16 protein-coding genes and 2 pseudogenes are annotated in these 14,900 nt (G+C 70.9%); 11 read left to right on the forward strand and 7 right to left on the reverse strand.

The window, feature by feature from the left end; translation table 11 throughout:
- The first annotated feature begins 4 nt into the window (after window positions 1-4).
- Window positions 5-1,003 (forward strand): glycosyl hydrolase, encoded by a 999-nt coding sequence (locus Aau02nite_RS02715; RefSeq protein WP_212986692.1) that lies wholly within the window; start codon window positions 5-7, stop codon window positions 1,001-1,003.
- Window positions 1,004-1,056: 53 nt separating this feature from the next.
- On the opposite strand, the gene Aau02nite_RS02720 is transcribed toward Aau02nite_RS02715, so the two are convergent.
- A complete protein-coding gene (locus Aau02nite_RS02720; protein WP_212986693.1) occupies window positions 1,057-1,839 on the reverse strand; it encodes a WecB/TagA/CpsF family glycosyltransferase in 783 nt (260 codons plus the stop codon).
- Between the two features lie 62 nt (window positions 1,840-1,901).
- On the opposite strand from Aau02nite_RS02720, the gene Aau02nite_RS02725 reads away from it, so the two are divergent.
- The 4 genes from Aau02nite_RS02725 (at window position 1,902) to galT (ending at window position 5,723) form a co-directional block, all read left to right on the forward strand.
- Entirely contained in the window at window positions 1,902-2,852 is a 951-nt protein-coding gene (locus Aau02nite_RS02725; protein ID WP_212986694.1) for a sulfotransferase, read from the forward strand.
- Window positions 2,852-3,766, forward strand: coding sequence for a glycosyltransferase family 2 protein (locus Aau02nite_RS02730; RefSeq protein WP_212986695.1), 915 nt, complete (start codon window positions 2,852-2,854; stop codon window positions 3,764-3,766). The genes Aau02nite_RS02725 and Aau02nite_RS02730 overlap by 1 nt, the downstream gene beginning before the upstream one ends.
- Before the next feature lie 92 nt (window positions 3,767-3,858).
- A complete protein-coding gene (locus Aau02nite_RS02735) occupies window positions 3,859-4,635 on the forward strand; it encodes a DeoR/GlpR family DNA-binding transcription regulator (protein ID WP_212986696.1) in 777 nt (258 codons plus the stop codon).
- On the forward strand, window positions 4,632-5,723 hold the full coding sequence (gene galT, locus Aau02nite_RS02740) for a galactose-1-phosphate uridylyltransferase (RefSeq protein WP_212986697.1): 1,092 nt from the start codon (window positions 4,632-4,634) through the stop codon (window positions 5,721-5,723). Before Aau02nite_RS02735 ends, galT begins: the two co-directional genes overlap by 4 nt.
- Before the next feature lie 86 nt (window positions 5,724-5,809).
- Here the strand turns inward: galT and Aau02nite_RS02745 are convergent, their stop codons facing one another.
- On the reverse strand, window positions 5,810-6,319 hold the full coding sequence (locus Aau02nite_RS02745; protein WP_246594846.1) for a MarR family winged helix-turn-helix transcriptional regulator: 510 nt from the start codon (window positions 6,317-6,319) through the stop codon (window positions 5,810-5,812).
- Window positions 6,320-6,443: 124 nt separating this feature from the next.
- Here Aau02nite_RS02745 and Aau02nite_RS02750 point away from each other — a divergent pair, with 124 nt between their 5' ends.
- Window positions 6,444-7,091 carry an FMN-dependent NADH-azoreductase gene (locus tag Aau02nite_RS02750; RefSeq protein WP_212986698.1) on the forward strand — a complete coding sequence of 216 codons (648 nt, stop codon included), beginning with the start codon at window positions 6,444-6,446 and terminating at the stop codon, window positions 7,089-7,091.
- A gap of 349 nt (window positions 7,092-7,440) precedes the next feature.
- On the opposite strand, the gene Aau02nite_RS02755 is transcribed toward Aau02nite_RS02750, so the two are convergent.
- Window positions 7,441-8,655, reverse strand: a complete 1,215-nt coding sequence (locus Aau02nite_RS02755; protein WP_212986699.1) for an NADP-dependent isocitrate dehydrogenase — start codon at window positions 8,653-8,655, stop codon at window positions 7,441-7,443.
- Between the two features lie 151 nt (window positions 8,656-8,806).
- Here Aau02nite_RS02755 and Aau02nite_RS48020 point away from each other — a divergent pair.
- The 5 genes and pseudogenes from Aau02nite_RS48020 to Aau02nite_RS02770 all read left to right on the forward strand — a co-directional run.
- Window positions 8,807-9,130: pseudogene (locus Aau02nite_RS48020) on the forward strand (PhoD-like phosphatase N-terminal domain-containing protein); the annotation flags it as partial.
- Window positions 9,109-9,177: pseudogene (locus Aau02nite_RS46135) on the forward strand (hypothetical protein); the annotation flags it as partial. The pseudogenes Aau02nite_RS48020 and Aau02nite_RS46135, both read left to right, overlap by 22 nt.
- Window positions 9,178-9,263: 86 nt before the next feature.
- Entirely contained in the window at window positions 9,264-9,392 is a 129-nt protein-coding gene (locus Aau02nite_RS47245; protein WP_281420949.1) for a hypothetical protein, read from the forward strand.
- Window positions 9,393-9,433: 41 nt separating this feature from the next.
- A complete protein-coding gene (locus tag Aau02nite_RS02765) occupies window positions 9,434-10,240 on the forward strand; it encodes an MBL fold metallo-hydrolase (RefSeq protein ID WP_212986700.1) in 807 nt (268 codons plus the stop codon).
- Between the two features lie 59 nt (window positions 10,241-10,299).
- A complete protein-coding gene (locus Aau02nite_RS02770) occupies window positions 10,300-10,869 on the forward strand; it encodes a Uma2 family endonuclease (protein ID WP_212986701.1) in 570 nt (189 codons plus the stop codon).
- Between the two features lie 46 nt (window positions 10,870-10,915).
- Here the strand turns inward: Aau02nite_RS02770 and mdh are convergent, their stop codons facing one another.
- The 4 genes from mdh to purN all read right to left on the reverse strand — a co-directional run bounded on the left by mdh (window position 10,916) and on the right by purN (window position 14,772).
- Window positions 10,916-11,866 (reverse strand): malate dehydrogenase, encoded by a 951-nt coding sequence (mdh, locus tag Aau02nite_RS02775; RefSeq protein ID WP_212986702.1) that lies wholly within the window; start codon window positions 11,864-11,866, stop codon window positions 10,916-10,918.
- Window positions 11,867-11,966: 100 nt separating this feature from the next.
- Entirely contained in the window at window positions 11,967-12,560 is a 594-nt protein-coding gene (locus tag Aau02nite_RS02780) for a pentapeptide repeat-containing protein (protein ID WP_212986703.1), read from the reverse strand.
- On the reverse strand, window positions 12,560-14,158 hold the full coding sequence (gene purH / locus Aau02nite_RS02785; RefSeq protein WP_438841092.1) for a bifunctional phosphoribosylaminoimidazolecarboxamide formyltransferase/IMP cyclohydrolase: 1,599 nt from the start codon (window positions 14,156-14,158) through the stop codon (window positions 12,560-12,562). The genes Aau02nite_RS02780 and purH overlap by 1 nt, the downstream gene beginning before the upstream one ends.
- Complete coding sequence (purN, locus tag Aau02nite_RS02790; RefSeq protein WP_212986704.1) at window positions 14,155-14,772, reverse strand: phosphoribosylglycinamide formyltransferase; 618 nt, start codon at window positions 14,770-14,772, stop codon at window positions 14,155-14,157. Before purN ends, purH begins: the two co-directional genes overlap by 4 nt.
- Window positions 14,773-14,900 lie beyond the last annotated feature (128 nt).

The following is a 14,900-nucleotide window of genomic DNA, read 5'->3' on the forward strand; positions in this document are numbered from 1 at the left end:
TGTCATGCGTCGTGTTCTCGCCCTGCTGGGCCTGCTCGTCCTCGTGCTCGCCGGCTGCACCTCGCACCGGCGGGCCGAGCCCGAGCCCACCCCGTCCCCCGACCTGACCCGTGCGCCGGTGGCCGTGGCCGTGAACCCGGGCCCGTTCGAGTCCGGCCCCTTCGCGGCACCGGAGACCGGTGCGTACCTGGGCGCCTGGATCAAGCCGGACGCCCTGACCCACGCCGGCCGGGTGGAGGCCGTCGAGGGGCTCGAGAAATCCCTCGGCCGCCCGCTCGACATCGTCAACACGTACCGGCGCTTCGACCAGATGGTCGGCACCCCGTCGGACGAGGAGTTCCTGGCCACGGACGCCACGCTGATGATCAGCTGGGCCACCGGCGACAACCGTTCGATCCTGGCCGGCGAGCACGACCGGCTGATCCGCCGGCAGGCCAAGGCGATCCGCAAGGTCGAGGAGCCGGTGCTGCTGCGGATCCGCTGGGAGATGGACCGGCCCAACCTGCGCGCCACGATGTGGTCCGGGGAGGACTACATCGCCGCGTACAAGTACATCCGGCGGATCTTCGCCGAGCAGCGCGTCAAGAACGTGTCGTGGGTCTGGTGCCCCACCGCGGAGGGCTTCATCCGCGGCGATGCGCCGGCCTTCTACCCGGGCGACGACCAGGTGGACTGGACCTGCGTGGACGTCTACGCGGGGAACCTGTTCCGACCGATCGGGCAGCTCATGGGCCCGTTCCTGCAGTGGGCGGCGCAGCGGCCGAAGCCGATCGTCATCGGCGAGTTCGGAGTGGCCAAGGCGTGGGGCTCGGCCGGGCGGGCGGCCTGGCTGGCCGACGCCGAGCGCACCTTCAAGGCCAACAAGCAGATCAAGGCCGTCGTCTACTTCGAGTCCAATCCCGAGGGCAACGGGCCGAAGCAGCAGTTCCAGCTGGCCGGGGACAGGCCCGCGTTCCAGCAGTTCGCCCGGCTGACCCGGGATCCGTACTTCAATCCCGAATAGGCCACCCGCGGCCGCCGGCGCTCACCCGTCCGGCGGCCGCGGGTGCGTCCGGGTCATCGCCGGGCGGCGGCGCCGGCCAGCAGCCGCATCGCGTACGGGGCGTCGTGCTTGAGGTAGCGCCCGGCCAGCCGGCCCGGGTCGGTGCCGAGGCGGTGGGCCCATTCCAGACCGGTCTTCTGCATCCAGCGCGGCGCCCGCTCGACGTCACCGGCCACGAAGTTCACCGCCGCGCCGCAGCCGATGAACCAGGCCCGCGGCAGCTCGGCCCGCAGCCGGGTGATCACGCCCTCCTGCTTGGGGAAGCCCAGGCCGACGAAGACCAGGTCGGGCTCGGCCCCGGCGACCTTGCGGCAGAGGTCGGCGAAGGACTCCTCGTCGCGTTCGAAGCCGAACGGCGGGCACACCGTCCCGGCGATCCGCAGTCCCGGGCACTCCCTGGCCAACCGGTCGGCCGCCCGGGTGGCGCCGTCCCTGGCCCCCTCGGCCGCCGGCGCACCGCCGACGACGAAGACCGATCGCTTGTCGTGGGCCAGCCCGCGCGACAGCGACCAGATCAGGCTGCTGCCCGCGACGCGTTCGGGCAGCGGGGTGCCGCTGAGCTTGCTGGCCCAGACCAGCGGCATGCCGTCGGCGACCACCAGGTCGGCGTCGTCGAGGTAACCCCGGACCTCACTGTCCACCTGGGCCTGACGCAGGATGTCGACGTTCGGGGTGAGGATCCGGCCGCCCCGGCCCGCGTCGATGGCCTCCCGGACGACCGCGACCACCTCTTCCTCGGTGATGCGGTCGAAACCCGTGCCGTCCAGATGTACCCGGTCGAATGCCTCGATGGTCATGCAACGCCTCCTTCAGGCTTGTTCGCTCGTTATAGGAGCGAAACGAGCGAAGGTGGGCCAAAGTGGCACGGGTTCTTTATTTGGGTGGATTAGGACGAAGCGGAACGACGCTCGTCGAGCGCCTCCTCGGCGAGCTGCCCTCCGTGTGCTCGCTGGGCGAGATCGTCCACCTCTGGCAACGCGACATCCGCGACGACGAACGCTGCGGCTGCGGTGCCCGCTTCTCGGCGTGCACGTTCTGGAAGCGCGTCGGCGAGCACGCGTTCGGCCACTGGGGCAATGTGGACGTCGAGCGGGTGCACGCGCTGCGCGACGTCGTCGAGCGCACCCGGCACATCCCCCGCCTGGCCGGCGCCCAGCTGCCACCGGCCCAGCGCGCCGACGTCCGCGAGTACGCGAGCTTCTACGCCCGGGTCTACGCGGCGGCCGCGGCGGTCTCCGGGGCCCAGGTGGTCGTCGACTCCTCCAAGCACAGTGCCCTGGCGCACGTGCTGCGCTGGGCCGACGACGTCGACCTGCGGGTCGTGCACGTGGTGCGGGATGCGCGCGGGGTCGCGTACTCCTGGACCAAGACCGTCTCCCGGCCGGAGACGGACGGCAGCGACGAGATGACCCGCTACTCCCCGGGCCGGTCGGCCCTGCTGTGGAACGCCCACAACGCGGCCTTCGGGCTGCTCGCGCGCCGCGGCGTCCCGGTCCGCCGGATCCGCTACGAGCAGTTCCTCACCGACCCGCGGGCCGCCCTGCGCGAGCTCGCCGAGTACGCGGGCGTCCCGGTCGCCGACGCCGACCTCGGTTTCCTCGGCGACGGCTACGCCGACCTGCGGGTCGGCCACAGCGCGGCCGGCAACCCGATGCGCTTCAGCGTCGGCCGGCTGCCACTGCGCCGCGACGACGCCTGGGTACGCGCCCTGCCCAGCGCCCAGCGCCGGCTGGTCGGCGCGGTGTGCGCCCCGATGCTCCGCGCGTACGGCTACCCGCTCAATCCCGCAGCAGTGCCCCAGGAGGCGTGATGAACTGGCCGTCCGTCGGTGTCGTGATCCCCACCCGCAACCGTCCCGAGCTGCTGCGCAAGGCGATCGCCGGGGTGCGCGCCCAGCGCTACCCGGGTGAGCTGAAGATCGTGGTGGTCTACGACCAGACCGAGCCCGACTACCTGCTCGCCTCCACCGAGGACCCGCAGGTGCTGGTGCTGACGAACTGGCGTACCTCCGGACTGGCCGGCGCCCGCAACACCGGGATCCTGGCGTTGGACAGCGAGTACGTGGCCTTCTGCGACGACGACGACCAGTGGGCGCCGGACAAGCTGCGCCGCCAGGTGGCCGCCCTGGTGGCCGAGCCGGACTCCGAGATGGCCACCTGCGCGATCGAGGTCGAGTACGAGGGCCGGACCACCCCGCGGCTGGCCGGGTGCAGCCGGGTGACGGTGGACGAGCTCGCCCGTTCCCGGATGGCGATGCTGCATTCGTCGTCGTTCCTGATCCGCCGGGAGGCGCTGGCCGAATCTGCGATCGGGCTGGTCGCCGAGGACGCGCCGGGCAGCCAGAACGAGGACTGGGACATGCTGCTGCGGGCGGCCCGCCGCGCGCCGATCGTGCACCTGGACGAGCCGCTGGTCCGCGTCCTGTGGGGCCGCACCTCGCACTACGCCTACGAGTACGCCACCAAGATCTCGTCGCTGCGCTGGATGATGCAACGCCACCCGGAGATCAGCGGCTGCCGCCCCGGCGCGGCCCGCGTCTACGGTCAGCTGGCCTGCTGGTCCGCCGCCACGGGCAACCGGAGCCAGGCGTGGCAGTTCAGCAAGGAGGCCGTCCGCGCCAACTGGAAGGAGCCCCGGACAGCGATCGCCCTGGTGGCGATGACCGGCGCGGTCAAGGTGGAGAACGTGCTCTCCGCCCTGCACAAGCGCGGCCGAGGTATCTGACACACCATCTTTCGCGCACAGCCGCTCAGCGGGTAGTGTTCGCCCGTGTTCGAATTCGTGCGGTTATCCCGTCGCAGCGACGGTGAGTGCTGATGCTGGCGCAGCAGCGTCAGGCGGCGATCCTGGACCGGGTCCGCGCCGCCGGCGGCGTCCGCGTCAGCGAACTCGCCAACGAGTACGGCGTCTCCGACATGACGATCCGCCGCGACCTGGAGACCCTGGCCGACCGTGGCCTGCTGGCGAAGGTACACGGCGGCGCGACCACAGTGAGCCCCGGTTCGGCCCACGAGCCCGGCTTCGCGGCCAAATCGGTGCGCCAGCGCGCCGAGAAGGCGGCGATGGCCATGCGCGCCGCCGCCCTGGTCTCCCCCGGTGACGCCATCGCCCTGTCCGCCGGCACCACCACCGCGGGCCTGGCCCAGCGGCTCGTCGACGTGCCCCAGCTGACCGTGGTGACCAACTCGATCCCGGTCGCGGACGTCTTCTACCGCGCCGGGCGCCCGGACCAGACCGTGGTGCTGACCGGCGGCACCCGCACCCCGTCGGACGCCCTGGTCGGGCCGGTCGCGGTCGCCGCGATCGGCACCCTGCACCTGGACATGCTGTTCCTGGGCGTGCACGGAATGAGCGAGCGGGCCGGCTACACGACGCCGAACCTCATGGAGGCCGACGTCAACCGGGCGCTGGTGGAGGCGGCCGAGCGCCTGGTGGTGCTGGCCGACCACACCAAATGGGGCACCGTGGGCATCTCCTCGATCGTGCCGCTGGACCGCGCCGACGTGGTGATCACGGATGACCAACTGGACGAGGCCGCACGTGCGGTCCTGGTGGAACAGGTTGACGAGCTGATGGTGGTAAGCGCCCAATGATCTCCCAGCGGACAGCGATCCGGCTCTCCGACGGACGCGAGCTCATCTACTTCGACGAGACCCCCGGCGCGGACCGCACCCGGTGGCCGGACACCCGGCACCTGCCGCCCCCGCCGCCGACCTCGCAGCTGCGCTACGACCCGCTGGTGGACGAGTGGGTGGCGGTCGCGGCACACCGGCAGACCCGCACCTTCCTGCCACCGAGCGACAAGTGCCCGCTCTGCCCGTCGACGCGAGAGTTCGCCAGCGAGATCCCCGCGCCGGACTACGACGTGGTGGTGTTCGAGAACCAGTTCCCGTCGTTCAGCGACCGGGTCAAGCCGGACGAGATCACCTCGCTGACCGACATGGTCCCGGTCCGGCCCGGCGTCGGCCGCACCGAGGTGGTCTGCTTCACCAGCGACCACAACAGCTCCTTCGGCACGCTGCCGCCGGCCCGGGTCCGCACGGTGCTCGACGCGCTGGCCGACCGCACCACGGAGATGTCCGCGCTGCCGGGCATCGCGCAGGTGTTCCCGTTCGAGAACCGCGGCATCGAGATCGGCGTGACGCTGAGCCACCCGCACGGGCAGATCTACGCGTACCCGACGGTCCCGCCGCGCGCCCAGGCCATGCTGCGTGCGGCCCGCAAGCACGCCGAGCACACCGGCGGCCGCAACCTGTACGCCGACGTGCTGGCCGCCGAACAGAAGGCCGGGGTCCGCGTGGTGGCGGGCAACGAACACTGGACGGCGTACGTCCCGGCGGCGGCCCGCTGGCCGTACGAGGTGCAGCTGGCCCCGCACCGGCAGGTCGCCGACATCCCGGCCCTGAGCGACGCGGAACGTGACGCCTTCGCCCCGCTGTACCTGGACGTGCTGCGCCGCTTCGACGCGCTCTTCGGCAAGCCGATGCCCTACATCTCGGCGTGGCACCAGGCGGTGGTCGGCGAGGGCCGCGACCTGGGCTACCTGCACCTGCAGCTGTTCAGCATCCGCCGGGCGGCCGACAAGCTGAAGTACCTGGCCGGCTCGGAGTCGGCGATGGGCGCCTTCGTCAACGACATCGTCCCCGAGGCCGCCGCCCAGCGCCTCCGCGAGGCGATCTAGGACTCTGGGCCCGGCCTGCCGATCGTGCCGGCCTGCGCCGGGGCCCAAGCTTCCGCCTCGCGGCGCGATGGCCGGCCGGACGGGCCTTAGTCGGCCACGACGTTTCTGGGGGCGCTCGGCGGCCAGCCGTGGTCGGGGGCGACCTGCCGGGCCACCTGGCGGCCGATGTCGCGCAGCTCGGCCACCTGCTCGGGGCGCAGCGCGTCGAAGACGTAGCGCCGGACCGCCTCGACGTGGCCGGGCGCGGCCTCCACGACCATGGCCCAGCCGGTGTCGGTGAGCACCGCCTCGACGAAGCGTCCGTTCTCGGCGCTGGGCTCGCGGAAGACCCAGCCGCGCTGTTCCAGGCGCTTGACCACGTTGGACAGCCGGGACAGCGAGCCGTTCACGAACTGCGCCAGCTCGCTCATCCGCAGGCGCCGGCCGGGCGACATGGACAGGCCCGCGAGCACCAGGTACTCGAAGAACGAGATGCCGTTGTCGCGCTGCAGCTGGGCGTCGAACGCGCCGGGCAGCCGGAACATGAGCCAGGACAGGGCGAGCCAGGCGTCGCTCTCGTCGGGCGACAGCCATCGGGGTTCGTTCTGGCCTTCCACGGCATGCAGCCTACCGGCCCGCACCGGCGGACTTGACGAATGTCACTTCAAGGTTGACTTCACGCTTGAAGCGCGTCATCGTTAACTTCAAGCGTGAAGTCATACTCAACAAAGGGGACGAACCATGACGTTGTTCCGGCTGGACGCCAGCATCCGGGTCGAGGGCTCGGCGAGCCGCGAGATCGCCGACCTCGTCGAGCAGGAGTGGCTGGCCGCACACCCGGGCGACCAGGTCGAGCGACGGCATATCGGCGTCGACGTGCTGCCCGCCGACGCCTGGGGGCACGCCGTCGCCGCCGGTTTCGCCCCGCCCGAGCAGCACACCGCCGAGCAGGCCAACGCGGTGAAGCTCGCCACCACCCTGACCGACGAACTGGTCAACGCCGACGCGGTCCTGCTGGCCGTACCCCTCTACAACTGGGGCGTGTCGCAGCACTTCAAGACCTGGTTCGACCTGATCATGACCGACCCCCGCGTCCGCGCCCCCGAAGGCCTGATCCCGGGCAAGCCGGTCGTGCTGGCCACCGTCCGAGGCGGCGCCTACGGCCCGGGCACCCCCAAGCACGGCTGGGACTACTCGACCCCGTACCTCAACCGCATGCTCACCGAGCAGTGGGGAGCCGACCTCACGGTCGTGGAACGCGAACTCACCCTCGCCGGCGTCAACCCGGCCCTGGACTCCCTCCGAGACCTGGGAACCCAACTCCACCAGCAAGCCCTCAGCGCCGCCGTCGAAGCCGGCCGCGCCTTCGGCGTACCCCCCGTGAAGTAACCGCACCCCAACTCGCACTTCGCCCGCCGAGCGGAGCGAGGCCATCAGATAGAGGCGCGGGGGGCCCGGGACGAGGCCCCCCGCGGGGAAGGGACGGCGGGCGATCGCCCACTGATCGCGCGCCGCTTCCAGAACCGGTCGGCGCCCGGGACAAGGCGGCCGGACCGGCGGGCGACCGGAAGCGCGACGCGACCGTCATCCGTTCTATCCAGGCAACGACCGACCCATCCCGGGAGTTACGCGCCCTACCCCGCAAAAACCGCCCTAAACATCCGTTTTGCGAGTTTCGCACCGTGCAAAAAGGCCGCCGGCGAGTGCGCGGCGGCCTTCGTGCTTGCGGGGTACGAGGTCAGGCGAGCTTGCGCGCCAGGTTCTCGTCCAGAGCGTTCATGAACTCGTCCGTGGTCAGCCAGGGGGCGTCCCGGGAGATGAGCAGTGCGAGGTCCTTGGTCATCTGACCGCCCTCGACCGTCTCCACGCAGACCTTCTCCAGCGTCTCGGCGAACTCGGTGACCGCCGGCGTGCTGTCCAGCAGACCGCGGTGCTTGAGGCCGCCGGTCCAGGCGAAGATCGACGCGATCGGGTTGGTCGAGGTCTTCTCGCCCTTCTGCCACTGCCGGTAGTGCCGGGTGACCGTGCCGTGCGCGGCCTCCGCCTCGACGGTCTTGCCGTCCGGCGTCATCAGCACGGAGGTCATCAGGCCGAGCGAGCCGAAGCCCTGCGCCACGGTGTCGGACTGCACGTCACCGTCGTAGTTCTTGCAGGCCCAGACGTAGCCGCCCTCCCACTTCATGGCGGCGGCCACCATGTCGTCGATGAGGCGGTGCTCGTAGGTCAGGCCGGCCGCCTTGAACTGGTCGGCGAACTCGGTCTCGAAGATCTCGGCGAACAGGTCCTTGAACCGGCCGTCGTACGCCTTGAGGATCGTGTTCTTCGTCGACAGGTAGACCGGGTAGTTGCGGGCCAGGCCGTACCGGAACGAGGCGCGCGCGAAGTCGCGGATCGAGTCGTCGTAGTTGTACATCGCCATCGCGACGCCGCCGCCGGGGTAGTCCGCGACGTGGAACTCCATCGGCGCGGAGCCGTCCTCGGGCGTGAACGTGACGGTCAGCTTGCCCGCGCTCGGCACCACGAAGTCGGTGGCCTTGTACTGGTCGCCGTGGGCGTGCCGGCCGATGATGATCGGCTTGGTCCAGCCCGGCACCAGCCTGGGTACGTTCGACATGATGATCGGCTCGCGGAAGACGACGCCGCCGAGGATGTTGCGGATCGTGCCGTTGGGCGACCGCCACATCTTCTTGAGGCCGAACTCCTCGACGCGGGCCTCGTCCGGGGTGATCGTCGCGCACTTGACGCCGACGCCGTGCCGCTTGATCGCGTGGGCCGCGTCGATGGTCACCTGGTCGTCGGTCTCGTCGCGGTACTGGATCGACAGGTCGTAGTACTCGAGGTTGACGTCGAGGTACGGCAGCACCAGCTGCTCGCGGATCTGCTTCCAGATGATCCGGGTCATCTCGTCGCCGTCGAGCTCCACGACCGGGTTGTTGACCTTGATCTTCGCCATCGACCGGCGCTCCTCTCCGGGACACGTGCTTCTAGCAGTACGAGCGTACTGCAGGTCGGTGGATGATCGCCTCCCGACCCTTCCCTCAGCATGCGCCGAAACCTGGCGCGAAGTCGGGGCTACGGTAACCGGCGACCAGTCGCATCGAGACATGTCATTGCCTGAGAAGCTCCAGCCGCCGATCAGCCGCCGACTTTTCGTCTCTGGAACCGTCGCCGTCGCCGCCGGGCCGCTGCTGGTCCGGGCCGGGCCGGAATCCGGTCCGCTCCCCACCAAGCAGGGCGAACCGCTGCCCAGTGGCCTGTTCACGCTGGGCGTGGCCTCCGGCGATCCGCTGCCCGACGGGGTGGTGCTCTGGACCCGGCTCGCCCCGGCCCCACTGGCCGGCGGCGGGATGCGGACCGGCCGGTGCCGGTCGAGTGGGAGATCGCCGAGGACGACCGTTTCCGCCGGGGCCGCCGGCGCGGGGTGGCCACCGCCCACCCGCAGCGCGGTCACTCGGTGCACGTGGACGTGCGCTGAGGATCTGGCCTTCGTCACGTTCCTCGGCGACTACATCTGCGAGGGCCCGCGCAACGTCAACGCCGCCCGGCAGCACGAGGGCACCGGTGAGCTTCGAGGCGGGCCGGCCGGGCATCGCCTCGGTCAGCGAGGAGCCGGCCTTGCGCCGCCGGGCGGCCGAGGGCCCGGTCTACGACGTGCACGACGACATGGACGCGCACCCGCTGCGCGGCTGACGGGGACCCACGGGCGGCGGGCCTTCGGCCAGAATGGCGGGATGTCTGCCATCCGCACCCTCGGCCCGCTCACCGTCACCGCCCTGTCGGACGCCGAGGGACCGCATTTCGACCGGCGTCAGGACGCGCTGCCGGACGCCACGGCCGAGCAGTGGGCCGCCGCCGACGAGCGCGATCCGGGTGCCCGGACCGCGGACGGCCGTTGGTGGTTGCGCTTCCGGAGCTTCGCGATCCGGTACGGCGACAGCGGCCCGGTCACGCTGGTCGACGCGGGGATCGGCCCGGCCCACTCGCTGGCCGCCGACTGGGCTCCCGTGCCCGGGCACCTGCCGGACGAACTGGCGGCGGCCGGGATCGAGCCCGCGGACGTCGAGGCGATCGTGCTGACCCATCTGCACACGGACCACATCGGCTGGGCCGTCCCGGCGGATTCGCCGTTCACCGACGCCCGGGTCATCGTGCAGCGCGCGGAGGTCGACGCCTTCACCGCCGCACGCCAGCAGGACGCGCTGCTACGGCCACTGCGGGACCAGGGGCGGCTGCAGGTGGTCGAGGGTGACACCGAGCTGAGCGCGGGCGTACGGATCATCTCCACGCCCGGGCACACCCCGGGACACCAGTCGGTGCTGGCCGAAGGCGGCGGCGAGTCGGTGCTGGTGACCGGGGACCTGCTGGTGCACGCGGTGCAGCTGGTGGATCCGTCCCTGGCCTACGGGCACGACATGGACGCGCAGCTCGCCCGCAAGAGCCGGGATGCGGCGCTCACCACGGCCAGGCTCCGTGGCTCGTGGCTGGCGGTGTCGCACCTGGGCCAGCCGTACTGCCGTACCGGAGAACGATGGGTCTGACCCCTCCCCCAGCTCACGTATGATGCGACTGAAGTCGCGATTCCGTGGAGGGGGTTCCCATGACCGCCGCGCTCAGCGGGCTGCCGCCCGTGGACGGCTGGACCGTCGACGACCTCCATGCCCTGCCCGATGACGGCGTACGCCGTGAGCTCATCGATGGAGCGCTGCACGTGTCCCCCTCGCGGACCAGCGTCCACCAGGTCATCGCCATGCGTCTCGGCGTCGCGCTCGAGCGGACGTGCCCGGACGACCTCTTCGTGAGTCAGGCCAACGACGTGGAGCTCAGCCCGCGCCGGATGTTCATCCCGGATGTGCTGGTCACCACGTTCGAGGCGGCACGCCGGCGCGCCGGCAGTTTCATGGCGGACGAGGTCGTGCTGGCGGTGGAGATCGTCTCACCGGGCTCGCAGAGCGTGGACCGGGTGCTCAAGCCGGCGCTTTACGCGAAAGCCGGCATCCCGCACTTCTGGCTCATCGAGACCGACGGTGGCATCAGGGTGCAGACGTACCGGCTCAACCGCGAGGCGGAGGCGTACGAACCGTCGGACACCTTCACCGACGTGATCAGCGTCGAAAGCCCGTGGCAGCTGGAGATCCCCGTCGCCGAGCTGCGCCCCCGCAACTTCTGAGCACGAGAAAGGCCGGGGCGCACGGCCCCGGCCTTCCCGACGATCATCAGAGCGAAGCGACGTCCGCCTGCTTGGCGCGGACAGCTTCGGCGGCCTCCTTGAGGCCGGCCAGCTCGCTCTCGGTGAGGTCGGTCTCGACGACCCGCCGCACGCCCTGCGCGCCGATCTCGGCCTCGACGCCGAGGTAGACGCCGGAGATGCCGTACTCGCCGTCGACCCACGCGCAGACCGGCATGACCGCGCCGGAGTCCTCCGCGACGGCCCGGGCCATGCGGGCCGCGGCGGCCGACGGGGCGTAGTACGCCGAGCCGGTCTTGAGCAGCGCCACGACCTCGGCCCCACCGTTACGGGTGCGGGTCACCAGTTCCTCGACCTTGTCGGCCGGGAGCAGGTCGGCGACCGGCTTGCCGTTGACCGTGGACTTCGACGGCACCGGCACCATGGTGTCGCCGTGCGAGCCCAGCGTGAGCGTCTTGACGCTGCTCACCGGGACCTTCAGCTCCTCGGCCACGTTGTTGGTGAAGCGGGCCGAGTCGAGCATGCCGGCCTGGCCGAGCACCCGGTTCCTGGGGAACTGGGTGGCGATCTGGGCCAGCGCGGTCATCTCGTCCAGCGGGTTCGACACCACGATGACGACGGCGTTGGGGGCGTACTTGGCGACGTTCTCGGCGACCTGGCGGACGATCTTGGCGTTGACGCCGAGCAGGTCCATCCGGCTCATGCCGGGCTTGCGGGGCAGGCCGGCGGTGATCACGACGACGTCGGAGCCCTCGATGGCCTCGTAGCCCTCGCCGTTGGGGCCGGTGGTGGCCCCGACGACCTTGGTCTCGAAGCCCTCGATCGGGCGGGACTGGTTCAGGTCGAGCGCGAGGCCCTCGGGCTTGCCCTCGACGATGTCGGTGAGCACCACGGTCTCGAAGATGTCGTACTCGGCCAGACGCTGTGCGGTCGTGGACCCGTAGAAACCGGCGCCTACGACGGTGACCTTCTTGCCCATGTCTCTCACTCCCAGTCGGCGGGACGCTTTTTCCGGACCGTATCAGTCGGTTAACGGCGCATTACCGGGCAGGGCCGTCCGGGGCGAGGTAAACCACTGTTCAGCCGCTGACCTTGGCACCGTACGCGGTCGCGAACTGCACCGCCTGGGCCATGTCGATCTTGGTGGCGTCCAGTTTCAGCCCGTGCAGCGCGACCCCGTCCAGGTCGGCGCCCCGTAGGTCGGCGCCCTTCAGCACGGCGTCCTTGAGCCGGGCGTGCGACAGGTCGGCACCGCGCAGGTCGGCCCGGGTCAGGTCGGCGCCGGTGAGATCGGCCTCCCGCAGTCGCAGACCACCGAGCTTGGCGGCGGTGAGGTTCTGCCCGCGCAGCGAGACGAAACCCCAGTCGCCGCCGTCGATGGTCAGCGGCCGCAGTCCACAGTCGAGGAACTGCGAGCCGGTGAGCTTGCAGCCGGTCAGCGTGGCGTCGAAGAACGAGCAGCGCCGCAGCACCGACTGGGTGATCGCGCAGGCGTTCAGCTCGGCGGCGTTGAAGCGCACGTTGCCGAACTCGCAGTGCGTGAACGTGCTCCCGGTCAGCTTCGCCTCGGACCAGTCGACGTCGTGGAACGCGCAGTCCTCGTAGTGTGCGCGTTCCACCTCGGCGAGGGCCCAGTCCTGGCCCGCGAACGTCTCGTTCCGGACGACGTCCATCAGTGGTAGAAGTGCCGCGTACCGGTCAGGTAGACGGTCATGCCGGCCTTCTCGGCCGCCTCGATGACCAGGTTGTCGCGGATGGAACCGCCCGGCTGCACGACCGCCTTGACGCCGGCCGCGATGAGCACCTCCAGGCCGTCCGGGAACGGGAAGAACGCGTCGGACGCGGCCACGCTGCCCTTGGCCCGGTCCGCGCCGGCCCGGTTCACCGCCAGGTGCGCCGAGTCGACCCGGTTGACCTGGCCCATGCCCACGCCGACCGTCGCGCCGTCGTGGGCGAGCAGAATCGCGTTGCTCTTCACCGAGCGGATCGCCCGCCAGGCGAAGGCCAGATCCGCGAGCTCCTCGGCGGTGGCGGCCGCGCCGGTGGCCAGCGTCCAGTTCGCCGGGTCGTCGCCCTCGGCGTCGATGCGGTCCGACATCTGCACCAGCACGCCGCCGCCGATCTGCTTGACCTCCGCGGGCGGCGGATTCCAGGCCGGCGCCACGAGCACGCGCAGGTTCTTCTTCTCACGGAACACCGCGAGCGCTTCCTCGGTGAACGACGGCGCCACGATCACCTCGGTGAAGATGCCGTCGAGCTGCTGGGCGAGCTCCACGGTCACCTGCCGGTTGACCGCGATGACCCCGCCGAACGCCGACACCGGGTCGCAGGCGTGCGCCTTGCGGTGCGCCTCGGCGACGTCGGCACCGACCGCGATGCCGCACGGGTTGGCGTGCTTGATGATCGCCACGCACGGCTCGGTGAAGTCGTTCGCCGAGCGCCAGGCGGCGTCCGCGTCGACGTAGTTGTTGTACGACATCTCCTTGCCGTGCAGCTGCTCGGCCTGGGCCAGCCCGGCGGGCGCGTTCGGGTCCAGGTAGAGCGCGGCCTGCTGGTGCGGGTTCTCGCCGTAGCGCAGCGCGGTGTCACGCTTGAGCGCGAGCCCGGCGAACTCCGGCCACTCGGCCGGCGCAAGCGTCGTCGCACACCAGTTCGCCACCGCGACGTCGTACTCGGCGATGTCGGCGAACGCCCGGGCGGCGAGCAGCTTGCGCTGCGTCAGCGTGAAGCCGCCGTCGCGCACGGCGTCCAGGATCAACGGGTACGCCGCCACGGACGTCACCACCGCCACGGACGGGTGGTTCTTGGCCGCGGCCCGGACCATCGCCGGTCCACCGATGTCGATCTGCTCGACGCACTCGTCCACGCTCGCGCCGGACGCCACCGTCTCGGTGAACGGGTACAGGTTGCTGACCAGCAGGTCGAACGGCTCGATCCCCAGCTCGGACAGCTGCGCGGCGTGGGTGTCCAGCCGCAGGTCGGCGAGCAGGCCGGCGTGCACCTTGGGGTGCAGCGTCTTGACCCGGCCGTCCAGCGTCTCCGGGAAGCCGGTCAGCTCCTCGACCCGGGTCACCGGGACCCCGGCGGCCTCGACGGTCGACGCGGTCGAGCCGGTGGAGACGACCTGCACCCCGGCGGCGTGCAGGGCCTGCGCGAGCTCGACCAGACCGGTCTTGTCGTACACGCTCAGCAGCGCCCGCTTGATCGGCCGACGCCCGTCCGCTGCGTCGCTACCCAGGCCTGGACTATCGGTCGGCGGAGCCGTGGTCACGGAATGGAGACCTTTCTATCGGTGATGGTCCAGCCTTCGCGCACCAGCCGGCCGACGTATTCGACCAGTTGCCGGCGCTCGGCTTCCTTGATGCGCTCGGTCAGCGTCTCTTCCGTGTCGTCGTCGAGCACGGGCACGCTGACCTGGGCGATGATCGGGCCGGTGTCGACACCGGCGTCGACGAAGAACAGCGTCGCCCCGGCGATCTTCACGCCGTAGGCGAGGGCGTCACGCGGGCCGTGGATGCCCGGGAACGACGGCAGCAGCGCGTTGTGGGTGTTGACGTAGCGGTCCCCGAAGGCGGCCAGGAAGTCCTGGCCGACCAGCTTGAGGAAGCCGGCCGAGATGACCAGGTCGGGCTTGTGCCCGGCCACGTGGGCGGTCAGCGCGGCGTCCCAGTCGGCACGGGTCGGGTAGGCCTTGACGGAGTCGACGAAGGTCGGCACGCCGGCGGCGGCCGCACGGTCGAGCCCGGCGATGCCGTCCCGGTCGGCGCCGACGGCCACGACCTTCGCGCCGTACGCGGGATCCGCGGCGGCGTCGAGGAGGGCCTGCAGGTTGCTGCCGGAGCCGGAGACGAGGACGACCAGGCGGGCGGGCGCGGGGTCTGTCACCCGAGCACCCTATCGTCGTGGCCGCTGACGACGGCGAACGGGTCGTTTCGAGGACAGCGGAAACCGCTGATCATCGGTTAGGCTGCGGGCCGCTCACGTGATGGTCCACGTGCGCTCACTTTGCACAT

The organism is Actinoplanes auranticolor, assembly GCF_018332655.1.
Classification (GTDB): domain Bacteria; phylum Actinomycetota; class Actinomycetes; order Mycobacteriales; family Micromonosporaceae; genus Actinoplanes; species Actinoplanes auranticolor.

Bases quoted from the DNA above. Each gene is read 5' to 3' on its own strand.
- Aau02nite_RS02715 (WP_212986692.1), top strand. From the start codon at position 5: ATGCGTCGTGTTCTCGCCCTGCTGGGCCTGCTCGTCCTCGTGCTCGCC.
- Aau02nite_RS02720 (WP_212986693.1), bottom strand. From the start codon at position 1,839: ATGACCATCGAGGCATTCGACCGGGTACATCTGGACGGCACGGGTTTC.
- Aau02nite_RS02730 (WP_212986695.1), top strand. From the start codon at position 2,852: ATGAACTGGCCGTCCGTCGGTGTCGTGATCCCCACCCGCAACCGTCCC.
- Aau02nite_RS02735 (WP_212986696.1), top strand. From the start codon at position 3,859: ATGCTGGCGCAGCAGCGTCAGGCGGCGATCCTGGACCGGGTCCGCGCC.
- galT (WP_212986697.1), top strand. From the start codon at position 4,632: ATGATCTCCCAGCGGACAGCGATCCGGCTCTCCGACGGACGCGAGCTC.
- Aau02nite_RS02750 (WP_212986698.1), top strand. From the start codon at position 6,444: ATGACGTTGTTCCGGCTGGACGCCAGCATCCGGGTCGAGGGCTCGGCG.
- Aau02nite_RS02755 (WP_212986699.1), bottom strand. From the start codon at position 8,655: ATGGCGAAGATCAAGGTCAACAACCCGGTCGTGGAGCTCGACGGCGAC.
- Aau02nite_RS02765 (WP_212986700.1), top strand. From the start codon at position 9,434: ATGTCTGCCATCCGCACCCTCGGCCCGCTCACCGTCACCGCCCTGTCG.
- Aau02nite_RS02770 (WP_212986701.1), top strand. From the start codon at position 10,300: ATGACCGCCGCGCTCAGCGGGCTGCCGCCCGTGGACGGCTGGACCGTC.
- mdh (WP_212986702.1), bottom strand. From the start codon at position 11,866: ATGGGCAAGAAGGTCACCGTCGTAGGCGCCGGTTTCTACGGGTCCACG.
- Aau02nite_RS02780 (WP_212986703.1), bottom strand. From the start codon at position 12,560: ATGGACGTCGTCCGGAACGAGACGTTCGCGGGCCAGGACTGGGCCCTC.